We start from the raw sequence: 17,049 nt of genomic DNA, 5'->3' as shown, positions 1-17,049 counted from the left end.
TTATTTTTTTTTTAATCCCAATTCTTCTCCTTTTTTTAACATTAGTAAATAAGCAGAATGAAAATTATTAGATATTTTTCCTTCTAATATAGAATCTTTAACAAAATCTTTTATGATTCCTATTTTTCTACATGGATCGATATGAAAAGTCTTCATTATATCATTTCCTGATATAGGAGATTTCCAATTTTTGATCTTATCTTTTGCTTCTAACTTTCTAATTCTTTCTATAAGAGTAAAAATATTTTTTTTATATTGATTTTTTTTTTCTATATTATTAGTAGTAATATCAGCAATACATAATTTCATTAAATCTTCTAAATCATTTCCTATGTCAAATAATAATCTACGTATAGCAGAATCACGAGGATGATTTCCTATTAATGCAATAGGTCTATAACTGTATAGAATCATTTTTTGAACATATTTCATATAAGAACCTTTTGGAAGCTTTAAACGTTGAAATATATTTATAACCATTTTGGATCCTACAAATTCATGATCATGAAAAGACCATCCTATTTTAGGAAAAAATTTCTTAGTAGAAGTCTTTCCTATATCGTGAAGTAATGCCACCCATCTTAACCAAAGAGAACTATTTTTTTCTTTACTAATATTATCTACTACTTGTAAAGTATGATAAAAATTATCTTTATGTTTATATCCATTTTTTTTTTCTATTCCTTTTAACGAAACTAATTCCGGTAATATAATTGACAATAATCCAGATTCATATAATAAAAACAATCCAATAGAAGGTTTTTCAGACAAAAGAATTTTATTAAATTCTTCCATAATTCTTTCTATAGAAACAATATTTATTCTATCCTTATTTTTTTGAATTGATTGAAACGAATCTTTTTCAATCTCAAATTGCAGTTGAGTGGCAAATCGTATAGCTCGCATCATTCGTAATGGATCATCAGAATAAGTTATATTTGCATCTAATGGGGTTCTTAATATTTTTTTTTTTAAATCCATGAAACCTCCAAATGGATCTATTAATTCTCCATAATTGTTATGATTTAAACTAATAGCTAAAGCATTGATTGTAAAATCTCTTCTTTTTTGATCATCTTGCAATGATCCTAATTCTATAATAGGTTTTCTACTATAAAAATGATAAGATTCTTTTCTAGATCCTACAAATTCAATTTTTTGATTGTTATATTTTAACATAGCTGTTCCAAAACGTTTAAATATTATTATTTTAGGAAAAGGAATCATATATTTAGAGACCTCTTGAGCTAACTTTATCCCTTCTCCTATAGTTAAAATATCTAAATCTTTAGAATTCATAATTCCTAATAAAAAATCTCTTACATAACCTCCTATAACATAACTATTTTGTTTTATTTTTTGAGCAGAAATACTTATAATACGAAAAATTTCTTGATGGACAGCAGATGACAAATTCATGTTAATCTATATCCGTAATATTTTGATTTTATGGGACACAATTTTTATAATAGAAGAACTATTGTATTTAGCTTTTTCTTCTCTACGAAAATTGACAATATAATCTGTTTTTTTTAAAATATAAGAACTAATTTCTGAAAAAGATTTAGGAGTAACAAATCCTGATAAATTAGCGGAAGTAGAAATGATAGGTCTATCCAAATATCGAATCAAATAAATACAAAAAGGATCATTTGTCAAGCGAACAGCTAAAGTATTATCTTTACTAAAAAAATTAGATGCTATTTTTTTAGTATTTTCGTATATTACAGTAACAGGTTTTTTTTTTTGACAAGATTATCACTAATTATCCTTTTAGTGAAAAAAGAAACTTCTCCTACTAATTGATGCAAACGATCCATACTTTCCACTAGAACAATCATGGGTTTTGAAATACTTCTATTTTTTATTTCACATATTTTTCTTATAGCTTGTATATTATACGCATCACATCCCAAACCCCATACAGTATCTGTAGGATATAATAAGTTTTTTCCTTTTTTTAATATATCTACACCTTTTTCTATTTCTTCGTAAAAAGACATTTAAATTGCTAAATTATGAGTTCTCAATGCATCATTTAAAGATACTTTTTTATTTGTACTTTCTTTTCTTTTTCCTATAATCATTGCACATGGAACATGATATATACCTGAAGGGAATTTTTTTGGATAAGATCCAGGGATAACTACAGAATACTCGGGAACCACTCCTTTTATTTCTACAGGTTTTTCATGGGTTACATCAAAAATTTTAGTAGAAGAAGTAATAACTACATTCGCTCCTAAAACAGCACTTTTTTTTATCAAAACGCCTTCCACTAAAATGCATCTAGATCCAATAAAAACATCATTTTCAATAATAACTGGGTTAGCTTGTAAAGGTTCTAAAACTCCTCCTATTCCTACTCCTCCACTTACATGGACTCCATTTCCAATTTGAGCACAGCTACCCACTGTTGCCCATGTATCTATCATTGTATTTTTACCTATGTATGCTCCTATATTTACATAAGAAGGCATAAGGATAACACCCGGTGATATATACGAACCATAACGTGCTATAGCATGAGGTACAACACGAACTCCTTTTTTTTTAAACTTATTTTTAATAGGAATTTTATCATAAAATTCTAATGGACCTAATTCTATTGTATTCATATTTTGAACAGAAAAATACATAATAATAGCCTTTTTAATCCATTCGTTGATTATCCATTTTCCATGAAAATAATTTGATACTCTGATTGAACCTTCTTCTATAAGATTAATAACCTGAATTACTATATTTTTTATATTTTTATCAGTTTCCCATACATTTTTATTATTCCAAGCTTTATCTATTTCTAATTTTAATTTATTCACTTTAATGAGTATATTAATAACAACAAAAGTAGCAAAAATAAAATAAGATAACAAGATATATATTTTACAATGTCAAAAATATTAGGAATAGATTATGGAAAAATTATCACTGGATTATCTATAACAGATTCTCAAAAAATATTCGCGTTTGGACTAAATGCTATTCCAACTCAAGATTTAATGAATTTTTTCAAATGTTTTTTAGTTTATGAAAAAATAGAAAAAATTGTTGTAGGATTACCCAAAAAATTGAATAATCAAAAAGAAATTTTAGTAGAAATAGAGATTCAAAAATTTATAAAAAAATTTCATATAAAATATCCTAAAATTAGGATAGAAAGATTAGATGAACGTTTTACATCTAAAATCGCTTTTTCTACCATGATAAAATTAGGTTTGAAAAAAAAAAAAAGAAGAGAAAAAATAATTTTAAATCAGATTAGTGCCACTATAATTTTACAGTCTTATCTAACTCTTACAAATCCAAAAAAAGAAAAAAAAAATTAATTCATGGTATTACCTATAATTCTTTATGGAAATCCTATTTTAAGAAAAAAATGTTTAGATATAGATTTTTCTTTTTATGAAAATAGAAAAAAAATCAATCAATTGATTAAAGATATGTTTGAAACTATACATAAAGTAAAAGGAGTAGGATTAGCTGCTCCCCAAATTGGAAAAAATATTCGACTTTTTATAGTTGAAACTCCTTATTTGGAAGAAAAAGACATTATAAATAATTATAAGGAAGTTTTTATTAATGCTAAAATATTAAAAACTTATGGAAAAAAGAGCAAATTCAATGAAGGCTGTCTTAGTATTCCTGGAATTATGGGATATATAAAAAGAAAATCAAATGTAATCATTGAATATTTTGATCAAAATTGGAAAAAACAAAAAAAAACCTTAACAGGTATATGTGCAAGAGTAATATTGCATGAATATGATCATATAGAAGGAAAACTTTTTATAGATTATTTTTCTTATAAAAAAAAGAAAATAATAGAGAAAAAATTGATGAATTTATCAAAAACTAATTCATTGTGAATAAACATCTTCTATTATTTTTTTGAAAACATTAGAATCATTCATGGATATATACGCAAGAATTTTTCTATTGATTAGAATCTTTTTTTCTGATAATTTACTCATAAATTCTGAATAGGATTTTCCATATTGTCGTACTCCTGCATTGATACGTTGAATCCAAAGAGATCTGAAATTTCTTTTTTTTCTTTTTCTTCCTGAAAAAGCATAAATGAAAGATTTTTCTACAGCATTTTTAGCTACTGTATAAACTTTACTTCTGGCCCCGTAAAAACCTTTAGCCAATTTCAGTATTTTTTTACGTTTCCGTCTAGAGGAAACTGCATTTGTAGATCTAGGCATAAATTTCTAAATTTGTGTTTTTATATTTTTTTGATCTGATTTCTTCAATAAAGTAAATAAAGAAAGATTTCGTTTTCTTCTTTTAGATTTTTTATTTAATAAATGATTTTTAAATGCATGTTTTCTTTTAATATATCCATGAGCTGTTTTTTTAAATCTTTTTTTAGATCCTGATTTTGTTTTTAATTTAGGCATAATGAATAAAATTAAAATTTTTTTGGAGCTAATACCATATACATTCTTTTTCCTTCCATGACAGGCATTTGTTCGACTTTTCCATATTCCTCAATTTCTTCTGCAAATTTTAACAATTTGATTTTACCTTGATCTTTATATACTATGGAACGGCCTTTAAAAAAAACAAATACTTTTACTTTATCTCCGCGCATTAAAAATTTTTCTGCACTTTTAATCTTAACTTTTCCATCATGATCTCCAATTTGAGGACCGAATCTAATTTCTTTAGTATTTACTTTAATTTGTTTTGCTTTGAATTGTTTTTTTCTTTTTTTTTGTTCATATAAAAATTTTTTGTAATCCAATATTTTACACACTGGAGGATTTAATTTAGGATTAATTTCAACCAAATCTAATTCTTTTTCCCTCGAAAATCTAAAAGCTTCTTGAATAGAGTATACTCCATTTTCTATGGAAGAATGACCTACTATACGAACTTTTGGTGTATTCACAATATTATCATTGATACGATGTTCTTCTTTTTTTTGCGGTAATGGTCGGTACATTCTATTTTTCTTATTACCTCTTGAAAATTTCTTTTTTATAATAGTTTTATAGTTTTAGTTTTAAAATTGATTTCATTCAAAATAGATTCTATTCCATAAGAAATAGAAAATATCCCTAAATGTCCGTATCCATGACGTCGTAATGACATCATTTCATTTTTTTCCTCTTTACTTCCCAAAATTATCATATAAGGAATCTTATTTTCTTCAGAATCCCTAATTTTTTTATTAATTTTTTCGTTTCTTTTATCAATAAATACACGAATATTGTAATTATGCATTAAATTTAAAATTTTTTTTGCATAAACTATATATTTTTCACTTACAGGAAGTATCACAGCTTGATCCGGAACTAACCATAATGGAAGATTTCCTTTTGTATGTTCTATCATAATAGCTATAATACGTTCTAATGAACCAAAAGGAGCTCTATGTATCATTACGGGACGACATTTGTCATTATTTTTTCCTTTGTAATACAAATCAAATCTTTCAGGTAAATTATAATCTACTTGAATTGTTCCAAGTTGCCAATCTCTTCCTAAAGAATCTTTAATAATAAAATCTAATTTTGGCCCATAAAAAGCTGCATCTCCATAATGAATAGAAGCATTTATTTTTTCTTCTTTAACCACTTGTAGTATAGCTTTTTCAGCTTTATCCCAATTTTTTTCTGAACCTATATAATCATCTATTTTTTTAGGATCTCTAAGAGAAATTCTAATTGTATAGGTTAAAAAACCTAAAGAACGAAAAACATAAAAAACTAAATTAATTACTTTCTTAAATTCTTCCAGTAATTGATCATAAGTGCAAAAAATATGTGCATCATCTTGAGTAAAACATCTTACTCTAGTCAAACCATGAAGTTCTCCACTTTGTTCATAACGATAGACTGTACCAAATTCTGAAAAACGTTTAGGAAGATCACGATACGACCATTCTTGCGAACGATAAATTTCACAATGATGAGGACAATTCATAGGTTTCAAAAGAAACTCTTCTTCTTTACGAGAAGTGTGAATCGGCTTAAAATGATCTTTTCCATATTTACTCCAATGACCACTCATGACATATAATTTTTTATGACCAATATGTGGAGTTACAACCATTTCATATCCTGATTTATTTTGAACGTTATTTAAAAATTCTTCTAAATTTTTTCTAAAAATGGTACCTCTAGGCAACCATAAAGGTAATCCAGTTCCTACTCGATCAGAAAACACAAAAAATTTTAGTTTTTTTCCTATTTTTCTATGATCTATTAAAATAGGAACTGACTTATCTTTATCCATAAAAATAAGTTACAAGTTTTTTTATTTTTATGATGATAAAAATAAATATAATGTGGCTGCGACAACACATCCTACTATAGGTCCAAGTATTGGAATCAAAGCATAATTCCAATTACTTGTTCCTTTTCCTGGAATAGGAATAATAGAATGGATAATTCTTGGGCCTAAATCACGAGCTGGATTTAAAGCTGCACCTGTGACTCCTCCTAATGATAAAACAATACCTAATACTACTAAAGCAGAAGGAAGGGCACCTAAAGAACCTAAACCTATAGGATACTTTTCTTTTTTAAGAAAAAGAGTCCCTTCTGTAGAAAGATATAAAGAAATGAATATAAAAATAAAAGTAGCTAATACTTCACTCAAAAAATTGGAAAATGAATTTTTTCCAGAAGGAATTGTCGCAAAAATAGATAATTTTTTTTGTTCTTCTTGATTCTCAAGAAAAAAATCCTTGTATAAAAACCATACTAATATAGCTCCCAACATAGCTCCAATAAATTGAGAAAAAATATAAATGGGAACCATTTTCCAATTGAATTTTCCAATTATTGCAAAACTTATTGTTACACATGGATTTAAATGAGCTCCACTATAAGGAGCAGCAACTGTAATCCCCATAAAAACAGCTAATGCCCATCCTATAGTAATAGTTAGCCATTCTCCATTTTTATTGTGTCCTTTAGTTTTTGGTAGAATAATATTTGCTATTACACTATTTCCTAAAAACACTAAAATCATTGTTCCTATGATTTCCGCGTATATTTCTTTCATTATATTTTATATTTATTTTATTTGATTTGACCAGGAACGAGTTGTTTTGATTGCTCTTTTCCAACCTTGAATTCTTTCCAATCTATTAGACATTTCTTTTGGTTCAAAAACCTGTTCTAATTGCCATTTATCTTGAATATCTTCTAAACTACTCCAATAATTTACAGCTAATCCAGCTAAATAGGCAGCTCCAGCCGCTGTTAGCTCAGAAATTTTAGATTTTACAACTTTTACATTTAAAATATCAGATTGGAATTGCATCAATAATTTATTTACTGTAGCCCCTCCATCTACACGTAATTCTTTTATAGAAATACCAGAATCAGCCTCCATAGCTTTTAATACATCCATATTTTGAAAAGCAATACTTTCTAATGCCGCTCTAACAAGATGAGCAGAAGAAGTTCCTCTTGTTATTCCTACAATAGTTCCTCTTGCTTTTTGATCCCAATAAGGAGCACCTAAGCCAGAAAAAGCTGGAACCATATATAATCCCTCCGTATTATCTACTGAAGAAGCTAATATTTCCGCTTCATTCGATGATAAAAGAAGGCCAAGTCCATCTCTGAGCCATTGTACAACTGCTCCTGCAATAAAAACACTTCCTTCCAATGCATATTGAACTTGATTTTTGATTTTCCAAGCCACAGTGGTTATTAAATTATTTCTAGAAAAAACAGGATTATTTCCTACATTCATTAACATAAAACATCCTGTTCCATAAGTATTTTTCACCATCCCAATTTTGGTACACATCTGACCAAAAAGAGCAGCTTGTTGATCTCCAGCTATCCCAGATATAGGGATTTTATGGGATAAAATATGTCCTGTTGTATAACCAAAAATTTCACTAGAAGATTTTACCTCTGGAAGCATGGTAATTGGAATATTAAATAAATTTATCAATTCTTGATCCCAACTAAGTGTGTGAATATTAAATAACATAGTTCTAGATGCATTAGTTACATCCGTAACATGAATTTCTTTACCGGTTAAATTCCATATTAACCATGAATCTATAGTTCCAAAAGCTAAAGATCCGGAATGAGCTTTTTTCTTAGCTCCAGGTACATTTTCTAATATCCATCTAATTTTCGTAGCAGAAAAATAAGGATCTATAATTAAACCTGTTTTTTTTCTAATCATTTTGGTTAATCCTTCTTTTTTAATCTGATCACAATATTTAAACGTACGTCTATCTTGCCATACTATAGCGTTAAAAATAGGTTCTCCCGTTTTTTTATCCCATACAACAGTGGTTTCTCTTTGATTGGTAATTCCTATTGATACAATATTTTCTCCTTCTAAATTAGCCTTTAATATAGCTTCTAAAGCAACTGAAGCTTGCGTAGACCATATTTCTTCTGCATTATGTTCTACCCATCCAGGATGAGGATAAATTTGTGTAAATTCTCTTTGAGCTATAGAAATAATATTTCCAATTTTATCAAAAATAATAGCTCTAGAACTAGTAGTTCCCTGATCTAATGATAGCACATATTTTTTCATAAACATATAAACTTTTCTATAGTCAATACTATAAAACTGATGGATAATAGTATTGCATTGCCAGCTTCTTGAAAGCCGTTATTTGTGATTTTTCCCATTTTTCATCTTTAGAAAGTTCTTGAGACATTAATGCAGCTACTCTGGGTGCTATATCTATTGCCTTTTTAGCATTTAAAAATAATAAACGAAATCTTCTTGCTAAAACATCTTCTATTGTTCTCGCCATTTCATAACGAACCATCCAAATTACTTCTGCTTCGGTATAAGAAAAAGAATTTCTTGAAATTAAGGAAACTCCCAACAATGGATTTTTATCAATTAATCTCTTTATATGATATTCATCTTCTCCATATTTATTCCAATGATAATTTTGGCTTTTATATGAAGAATAGGATCCATAAATTCTAAGATTTTTTGTTACAGAAGGCATTTTTTTTAATTTTCCTATTTCGATAGCTTTATCAACAGCATCTTCTGCCATTTTTCTATATGTAGTCCATTTTCCCCCTATAATACTAATAAGTCCAGAAGAACTAATCATAAGTTTATGAGATCTAGAAATATCTTTAGTTTTAGTAATATCAGAACAAGAATTTTTAGGAAAAAAAAGAGGCCGCAATCCAGAGAATGCACTTAATATATCACTTTTTTTTGTATGAAATACAAAATATTTGTTAAAAGTTTGTAATATAAAATCTATTTCTTTTTCTAAAGGTTTTGGTTCAAGAACACTTTTTTCCAAAAAAGTATCTGTAGTTCCAACTAAAACATGATCACACCATGGGACACAAAATAATACTCTTCCATCTGCAGTTTTTGGAATAACTATAGCATTTGAACTACTAAAAAAAGATTTATCTAATACAATATGTGTTCCTTGACTTGGTTTAATAAAAATAGGACATGTAGATTTATCCATTCTTGAAATAGAATCAGAAAAAACTCCAGTAGCATTGATGACTATTTTTGAATAAATAGAATATTTTTTTTTAGTTTCAAGATCACAGGCTATAACTCCAGAAATTTTATTTCCCATTTTTTTTAGTAAACCTTTCACTTGGAAATAATTTAATAATATCCCACCTTTTTGAACACAAGTTTGTGCTATATTTATCGCTAAACGTGCGTCATCAAATTGCCCATCATAATATAAAATACCTCCTTTTAACTCTGTATTTTTAATTTCTGGAATATTTTTAATTATTTCATTTTTGGATAGATATCTAGATTTTCCAAAGCTTAAAGAACCAGACAACCACTCATATAATTTTAATCCAGTCCAATACATAATTCCCATCCTCCAATTAAAAATTGGAATAATAAATTTTTGTTTTTTTACCAAATGAGGAGCATTTTTTAATAAAAAACCTCTTTCTCGTAAAGCTTCATAAACTAACCTTATATTTCCCTGAGCTAAATATCGTATTCCTCCATGAACTAATTTAGTACTTCTACTAGAAGTGGCTTTAGAAAAATCAGATTGCTCTAATAGAAGAGTTTTATATCCTCTAGAAGAGGAATCTAAAGCAATTCCTAATCCTGTAGCTCCTCCTCCAATAATGATAATATCCCAAATATTTACATTTTCTAAAATGTTCAAAAATCTACCTCTATTTAAAAGAACTTTCATTATATTTCATTCATATCAAATTCCAAACAAAATATCCATTTTATTGGTATTTTTAAAATATTAAATGAACAAAATTAAAAATATTTTCAATAAAAGAAAATTATAATTAATAATTATACATTATTTTCTTTGATTAATCATTTGATAAATAAAATCTTTTATAATTTTTTTTTCTGAATGAGCATGAATTTTTTTCATAATTTTATTCATATCATAAAATTGTTTAATAAAAAGATCTACATGATTTAGCAATATTCCAGATCCTTTAGATATTCTTTTTTTTCTTTTGATATCAATAAGAACCTTAGGATTGTTTCTTTCATAAGGAGTCATAGAATGAATAATCGCTTCTATTTTCTTAAAAGAATCTTTTTGATTTCCATAAAAGGAAAAATACTTATCAATTCCAGGAATCATTGAAATAATATTTTTTATATTTCCTATTTTTTTAATTTGTTGAATTTGTTCTAATAAATCATTAAAACTAAAACGATTTTTTGAAATTTTACTATAAATTTTTTTAGTTTTTTTTTCATCAAATTGTTCTTGTACTTTTTCTACTAAGGAAACAACATCCCCCTTGCCTAATATTCTATTGGCTATTCTATCTGGATGAAAAATTTCTAAATCTTCTATTTTTTCTCCATTACTAATAAATTTTATAGGTCTTTTGATTACACTGGACATAGTTATAGCAACACCACCTCTACTATCTCCATCCAATTTTGTTATTACAATACCATTAAAATTCAACTTTTTTGAAAAGGATTGAGCCGTATTTATAGCATCTTGTCCAGTCATGGAATCAACAACAAATAAAATTTCATTGGGTTTGGAATATTTATTTATTTTTGTAATTTCTTCCATCATGATTTCATCGATTCCTAATCGACCAGCCGTATCAATTATAATTACATTTTTCTCTTTTTTATAAGCATATAAAATAGATTGATTTACTATTTCTACAACATCTTTACTTTCTTTTAAATAAAAAACAGGAATATTTACTTTTTCTACAATCAATTTTAGTTGATCTATAGCTGCAGGACGATGAATATCTGCCGCAACTAATAAAGGAGATTTATTTTTTTTTTTTAAAAAAAAAGCAAGTTTAGAGGCAAAAGAAGTTTTGCCACTTCCTTGCAATCCACAAATTAAAATAATAGTAGGATTTTTATCGAAATTTATTTCGACATTTTTTTCTCCCATAAGAGAAACTAATTCATCGTATACAATTTTTGTAATTAATTGTTTTGGATTCAAAGAAGTTAATACTTTTTTACCAATAGACTTTTTTTTAACTTTCTGAATAAAATCCTTAACTATTTCATAATTAACATCTGCATCTACAAGTGCTCGTCCAATTTCTTTTATAGAAGACGCTATATTAATTTCTGTAATTGTATTGTGCCCTTTCAAAATATGAAGAGCTTCAGATAATTTGTTTTGTAAATGTTCAAACATAATAAGTATACATTTTTTTTACATATTTTACATACGATCAAGCATTTTAATTCCTAATAAATTCATTCCAGATTTTAAAACATTTCCTGTTACATGAATAATATTCATGGACATATTACTATAAATTACGTTTAAAGGATCTATTAATTTTTTATTTTGATAAAGGTGATTAAAAGTTTTAGATACTTCATAAATATAATTTGCGATTAAAGAGGGATTTAAATATATTGCTGATTTTTTTAATATCAATGGATATTTTTGAAGTATTTTGATCATATTTTTTTCATGTATATCAAATTTTATATTTGACCAGCAATAATTCAATAATGAACATAATTTGAAAAATTTTTTTTCTAAAGAACGAATTCTTGAATAAGTATATTGAATATATGTTCCTGTTTTACCTTTAAAATCTATAGATTTTAAAGGATGAAAAATTATTTTTTTTTGGGGATCTATTTTAAGAAAAAAATATTTTAAAGCACCTAATCCTATTATTTCAGAAGAATATTCTTTTTCTTGAAAAAACTTTTTTGAAAAATTTTTTTTTGCAATAGAAGACATTTCTAAAATGAGGCTATCAGCATCTACAATATTTCCTTCTCTTGATTTCATTTTTCCACTAGGTAAATATACCATTTCATAAGATAAATGATATAATTTATTAACCCATATATATCCTAAACGTTTTAATATGTTGAAAAGAACTTGAAAATGATAATCTTGTTCTTTTCCTACTATATATATGATTTGATCTATATCATATTTTTTAAACCGTTTTACAGCTGTTCCTATATCCTGAGTAATATATACGGAAGTTTGATCAGATCGTAATAAAAGTTTTTGATCAAAACCTTCATTGGTTAAATCAATCCAAATGGATCCATCTTTTTTTTGAAAGAAAATTCCTTTTTTAAGACCTTTTTCTACAATTTTTTTTCCACATTTATAAATATCACTTTCATATTCAATTTTATCGAAAATAATTCCTAATTTTTTATAAGTTTTTTCAAAGCCGTCATAAACCCATTGATTCATTTGTTTCCAAATATTTCGAACAGTAGGATCTCCTAATTCCCATTTTTTTAATAATGCTCTAGCTTGATTTAAAATTGAATCCTGAATAGGTATTTTTTTTTTAGATAATTCTTGAATTTCTTTACGATAAATTTTGTCAAACAAATTATAATATTTTCCTACAAAATGATCTCCTTTCATTTTAACGCTATCAGGAGTTTCTCCTTTTCCAAACTTTTTCCAGGTTACCATAGATTTACATATATGAATTCCTCTATCATTAATAATTTGAGTTCTTATTACTTTATGTCCAACTATTTTTAATATTTTAGCTATAGATGCTCCAATAAGACTATTTCTAATATGTCCTAAATGTAAGGGTTTATTTGTATTAGGAGAAGAATATTCTATCATGATTTTTTTAGAATCATATTTTAAATCATAAAAATTTGTATTTAACATATTTTTTAGAAGATAAACATAATAATCATTTTCGAAAATAAAATTTAAAAATCCTTTAATAATAGAAAATTGTATTAATCCTTTGAATTTATTTTTTACATAATTTCCTATATCTTTTCCTATTTTTTCTACAGGTTTCTTAAATTCTTTTGATAGGGGAAATAAAATTAAAGTTATATCTCCTATATATTCTTTTTTAGTATATTGAAAATCCAATTTAGGACAAGATTTTATTTCATATAAAATAAATATGGATTCCTTTACTATTTTCTCTATAGATTGAAAATGATCATTCATATTCATATATTGAATGATTTTTTACAAAAATTTTTTTAATTGAACTCTCCATTCAAAAGGATCTTCTGATAGGTTATGTTGTATATCTAATAATTTTTTCTTTAAATAGAGAGATATTCTTTCTTCTTCTGGAAAATCTGGTAAATAAAAATCATTTCCTTTATAACTAATTGTTTTAAAATAATTTATAACAGCTGCAGTTCCACAACCAAAAGCTTCTTTCAATTCTCCAGTTTTTAATCCTTCTATAATTTCTGAAACACTTAAATCCCGTTCTTCTACTAAAAATCCTTCTTTATCCGCTAAAGATAGAATACTCTTACAAGTAATTCCGCTTAATATATTATCATTGGCCTTTGGAGTTATAAGTTTATTTTTTAAATAGAAAAAAACATTCATAGTCCCTGATTCTTCTATCATTGTATGAGTAGAAGAGTCTGTCCATAATATTTGATCAAATCCTTTTTCGATAGCTAATCGAGTAGGATAAAAAGAAGAAGCATAATTCCCCGCTGCTTTAGTAAATCCAACTCCTCCTGATGCAGATCTACTATATTTTTCTTCTATTTTAATTTTTAAAGGATATTTGTAATAGGTATCTGCAGGTGTAGATATAATTATAAACATGTAATTTTTAGAAGGTTTAGCGGATAAGACTCCATTAGTTGCAATTAAAAAAGGACGAATATATAATGATTGTCCATAATTTTTTGGAATCCAACCCCTATCTATATCTATTAATCTTTTCAATCCATTCATAAAAATATTTTCTGGAATAATTGGCATTTCCAAACGAATTGCAGATCTATTTATTCTTTTAAAATTTTCTTTTGGACGAAATAAAAAAACTTCTCCGTTTTTATCTTTATAAGCTTTCATTCCTTCGAATACAGCTTGTCCATAGTGAAAAACAAGAGAAATAGGGGAAAACATGATTTTTCCAAAAGGCTTAATAATAGAATTTTTCCATTTTCCATTCTTGTATTCAGAACAAAACATATGATCTGAATATTGATTACCAAAATCAATATTATCAAAATCCATTTCTCCAATTCTAGAATGCAAGGTTCTTTCTATTTTCATGTTACAAGGACATTATTAAACATTAATAGTATAATAATAAACAATTATTGTATTTAAAAAAAAAAATTAAAAAATAAAATACTTAATTTTCTAACTATCATGCATTATTTTTAATACTTTTTCTACAATATTTTCAACAGAAGGTTTTGAAAAATAATCTCCATCAGATCCATAAGGAGGACGATGTTCTTGAGCTGTAATTGTAATAGGAGGACTATCTAAATAATAATATCCATTTTGTTCTTCTAATATTTTTTGAAGAATATAAGCGGATGCCCCTCCTGGAACATCTTCATCTATAATCAATAATCTATTAGTTTTTTGTAAACTTTTAACAATATCTTTTTGTAAGTCGAAAGGTAATAAAGATTGAATATCGATAATTTCAGAATTTATATTAATTTTAGATAGCTCTTCAGCTGCTTCATTTACAATTCTCCATGTAGAACCATAAGTAACCATAGTAATATCTTCTCCTTTTCTTGTTTTTTCTACTATTCCAATAGGTGTTCTGAATAAACCTAAGTTTTTAGGTAACTTTTCTTTAATTCTGTATCCATTTAAACATTCAACAACTAAAGCAGGATCATCTCCAGACAATAAAGTATTATAAAATCCAGCCGCTTTTACCATATTTCTTGGAACAAGAACTAAAATTCCTCTCAAATAATTAATAATACCACCCATAGGAGAACCCGAATGCCATATTCCTTCTAAACGATGTCCTCTAGTTCTAATAATAACAGGAGCTTTTTGTCCTCCTTTTGTTCTATATTGCAAACAAGCTAAATCATCACTCATGATTTGTAAAGCATATAAAAGATAATCTATATATTGAATTTCAACTATAGGACGAAGCCCACGCATCGCAAGACCTATTCCTTGCCCAAGGATGGTAGATTCACGGATTCCTGTATCAAAAACACGAATTTTTCCATATTTTTTTTGTAATCCTTCTAGTCCTTGATTCACATCTCCTATTTTTCCTACATCTTCTCCAAATATTAAAAGATCAGGATGTAATTCCAACAATTTATCAAAATTTTCTCTTAATACAATTCGACCATCTACTTTTGAATTATTATTATAAAGGGGAAAAACTTCCGTTATTTTAATCGAAGCTTTTTTAGAAATACTATATAAATGCGAAGAATAATTTTCTTGTTCTTTTTGGTATTTTTTTTTAATCCATTTTATCAGATAAGACTTCGTCTTATATTGCATTTCTGATAAAAGATACAATACTTTTCTAGCGATACGGAATACTGATTTTTTTGTAGGAATATTTTTGATTTCATTATGTAATTCTTGAATATATTTATTGATATATTTTTGAATCCATTTTTTTTCTTCAGAACTATTTTGTATTTTATGCAAAATATTCATTACTTCATTTTTAATTTTATCAATAGGTTTTTTAAATGCTTTCCAAGCTTTTTCCTTTTCATTTATTACATATTCTTTAGCTTCTATATCTATTTGATCTAGAGAATTAACATCAGCTATTTTACGTTTATCTTTTTTATTAATTGCAAACTTAAAATTTAAAATCCAGTCTCTAAATTTTTTTATTCCATCATGATTCATTTCCCATTCTAAACGTTCTTTTGATTTATATCTTTCATGTGAAGAAGAAGTAGAATGCCCTTGAGGTTGGGTTAAATTTGTTACATGTATGACTACAGGAACATATTCATAACGAGCAATTTGATCTGCTTTAACATATGTTTTTATTAGATCTATATAGTTAGATCCATTTACACGAATAATTTCTATTCCTTTTTCTTTTATATTTCTATGAAATCCAGATAAAAGATCACTAATATTTTGTTTTGAAAATTGATATTTATTAGGAACAGATATTCCATATTCATCATCCCAAATGGAAAGTATCATTGGAATCTGTAAAACTGAAGCTGCATTTAATGTTTCCCAAAATAATCCTTCAGAAACACTAGCATTTCCAATAGTTCCAAATGCAACTTCATTTCCATTATGAGAAAATATTTTATGTGTTTTTTTTAAGTTTTTTAATTCTTTATAAATTTTAGAAGCTTGAGCTAATCCTAATAATCTAGGCATTTGGGCAGCAGTAGAAGAAATATCTGCACTAGAATTCTTCTGTTCAATAAGATTTTTCCAAAATCCATCTTTATTCAAAAAACGTGTTCCAAAATGTGCCGTCATCATTCTACCAGACGAAATTGGTTCTGCTTCTAAATCTGAATGTGCATATAATTGCGAAAAAAAACTTTTTACTGTTAAAACTCCAATAGCCATCATAAATGTTTGATCTCTATAATATCCAGACCGATAATCTCCATTTTTAAAAACTTTTGCCATAGCTAATTGAGGAATTTCTTTTCCATCTCCAAATATTCCAAATTTAGCTTTTCCATTTAAAACTTCTTTTCTGCCCAATATGCTAGTTTCACGGCTAATTCTTGCTAATCTATAATCATTTAAAACCGTTTTTTTAAATAAATCAAAATCAGTTTTTTCATCATCAATAGATTTTTTTTTGTTTAAATTCATAAATTATCATTTTTTTTTACATTTTTTTA

17 protein-coding genes are annotated in these 17,049 nt (G+C 26.5%); 2 read left to right on the top strand and 15 right to left on the bottom strand.

Annotation, left to right across the window (positions count from 1 at the left end; translation table 11 throughout):
* The 4 genes from G9C01_RS02615 to G9C01_RS02605 are packed head-to-tail and all read right to left on the bottom strand — an operon-like array spanning nt 1 to nt 2,828.
* Complete coding sequence (locus tag G9C01_RS02615; RefSeq protein ID WP_166266076.1) at nt 1-1,419, bottom strand: CCA tRNA nucleotidyltransferase; 1,419 nt, start codon at nt 1,417-1,419, stop codon at nt 1-3.
* A 6-nt stretch (nt 1,420-1,425) separates the two neighbouring features.
* Nucleotides 1,426-1,704, bottom strand: a complete 279-nt coding sequence (locus G9C01_RS03140) for an L-threonylcarbamoyladenylate synthase (RefSeq protein ID WP_256379519.1) — start codon at nt 1,702-1,704, stop codon at nt 1,426-1,428.
* A gap of 20 nt (nt 1,705-1,724) precedes the next feature.
* Nucleotides 1,725-2,003 (bottom strand): L-threonylcarbamoyladenylate synthase, encoded by a 279-nt coding sequence (locus G9C01_RS03135; protein ID WP_256379516.1) that lies wholly within the window; start codon nt 2,001-2,003, stop codon nt 1,725-1,727.
* Nucleotides 2,004-2,828 (bottom strand): 2,3,4,5-tetrahydropyridine-2,6-dicarboxylate N-succinyltransferase, encoded by an 825-nt coding sequence (locus tag G9C01_RS02605; protein ID WP_207573369.1) that lies wholly within the window; start codon nt 2,826-2,828, stop codon nt 2,004-2,006.
* A gap of 63 nt (nt 2,829-2,891) precedes the next feature.
* Here G9C01_RS02605 and ruvX point away from each other — a divergent pair, with 63 nt between their 5' ends.
* Together ruvX and def are read left to right on the top strand one after the other, a co-directional pair.
* Nucleotides 2,892-3,329 (top strand): Holliday junction resolvase RuvX, encoded by a 438-nt coding sequence (gene ruvX / locus G9C01_RS02600; RefSeq protein ID WP_166266073.1) that lies wholly within the window; start codon nt 2,892-2,894, stop codon nt 3,327-3,329.
* A 3-nt stretch (nt 3,330-3,332) separates the two neighbouring features.
* Nucleotides 3,333-3,869, top strand: a complete 537-nt coding sequence (gene def, locus G9C01_RS02595) for a peptide deformylase (protein WP_166266070.1) — start codon at nt 3,333-3,335, stop codon at nt 3,867-3,869.
* Here def and rplT read toward each other — a convergent pair.
* The 11 genes from rplT to G9C01_RS02540 all read right to left on the bottom strand — a co-directional run bounded on the left by rplT (nt 3,861) and on the right by G9C01_RS02540 (nt 17,020).
* The gene (gene rplT, locus G9C01_RS02590) at nt 3,861-4,211 is read right to left on the bottom strand and encodes a 50S ribosomal protein L20 (RefSeq protein ID WP_166266067.1); all 351 of its coding nucleotides are present in this window, start codon (nt 4,209-4,211) and stop codon (nt 3,861-3,863) included. The two genes, def and rplT, sit on opposite strands and share 9 nt — an antisense overlap.
* 6 nt (nt 4,212-4,217) lie before the next feature.
* Complete coding sequence (rpmI, locus tag G9C01_RS02585; RefSeq protein ID WP_166266064.1) at nt 4,218-4,406, bottom strand: 50S ribosomal protein L35; 189 nt, start codon at nt 4,404-4,406, stop codon at nt 4,218-4,220.
* A gap of 11 nt (nt 4,407-4,417) precedes the next feature.
* Nucleotides 4,418-4,954 (bottom strand): translation initiation factor IF-3, encoded by a 537-nt coding sequence (gene infC, locus G9C01_RS02580; protein ID WP_166266061.1) that lies wholly within the window; start codon nt 4,952-4,954, stop codon nt 4,418-4,420.
* 35 nt (nt 4,955-4,989) lie between these two features.
* A complete protein-coding gene (gene thrS, locus G9C01_RS02575; protein ID WP_166266058.1) occupies nt 4,990-6,249 on the bottom strand; it encodes a threonine--tRNA ligase in 1,260 nt (419 codons plus the stop codon).
* Between the two features lie 27 nt (nt 6,250-6,276).
* The gene (locus tag G9C01_RS02570) at nt 6,277-7,023 is read right to left on the bottom strand and encodes an MIP/aquaporin family protein (protein WP_166266054.1); all 747 of its coding nucleotides are present in this window, start codon (nt 7,021-7,023) and stop codon (nt 6,277-6,279) included.
* A 12-nt stretch (nt 7,024-7,035) separates the two neighbouring features.
* Nucleotides 7,036-8,538 (bottom strand): glycerol kinase GlpK, encoded by a 1,503-nt coding sequence (glpK, locus tag G9C01_RS02565; RefSeq protein ID WP_166266051.1) that lies wholly within the window; start codon nt 8,536-8,538, stop codon nt 7,036-7,038.
* Nucleotides 8,539-8,560: 22 nt separating this feature from the next.
* Nucleotides 8,561-10,162, bottom strand: a complete 1,602-nt coding sequence (locus G9C01_RS02560; RefSeq protein ID WP_166266048.1) for a glycerol-3-phosphate dehydrogenase/oxidase — start codon at nt 10,160-10,162, stop codon at nt 8,561-8,563.
* 120 nt (nt 10,163-10,282) lie between these two features.
* Nucleotides 10,283-11,626, bottom strand: coding sequence for a signal recognition particle protein (gene ffh, locus G9C01_RS02555; RefSeq protein WP_166266045.1), 1,344 nt, complete (start codon nt 11,624-11,626; stop codon nt 10,283-10,285).
* A 27-nt stretch (nt 11,627-11,653) separates the two neighbouring features.
* Complete coding sequence (gene argS / locus G9C01_RS02550) at nt 11,654-13,402, bottom strand: arginine--tRNA ligase (protein WP_207573359.1); 1,749 nt, start codon at nt 13,400-13,402, stop codon at nt 11,654-11,656.
* A gap of 21 nt (nt 13,403-13,423) precedes the next feature.
* Nucleotides 13,424-14,485: a branched-chain amino acid aminotransferase gene (locus tag G9C01_RS02545; protein WP_166266039.1), complete on the bottom strand. Its 1,062-nt coding sequence runs from the start codon at nt 14,483-14,485 to the stop codon at nt 13,424-13,426.
* A 90-nt stretch (nt 14,486-14,575) separates the two neighbouring features.
* Nucleotides 14,576-17,020: an alpha-ketoacid dehydrogenase subunit alpha/beta gene (locus G9C01_RS02540; protein ID WP_166266036.1), complete on the bottom strand. Its 2,445-nt coding sequence runs from the start codon at nt 17,018-17,020 to the stop codon at nt 14,576-14,578.
* Nucleotides 17,021-17,049: the final 29 nt, after the last annotated feature.

The sequence above is a fragment of the Blattabacterium sp. DPU genome (assembly GCF_011290385.1).
Classification (GTDB): Bacteria; Bacteroidota; Bacteroidia; order Flavobacteriales; family Blattabacteriaceae; genus Blattabacterium.
This window is presented reverse-complemented; position numbering and strand designations above follow the sequence as displayed.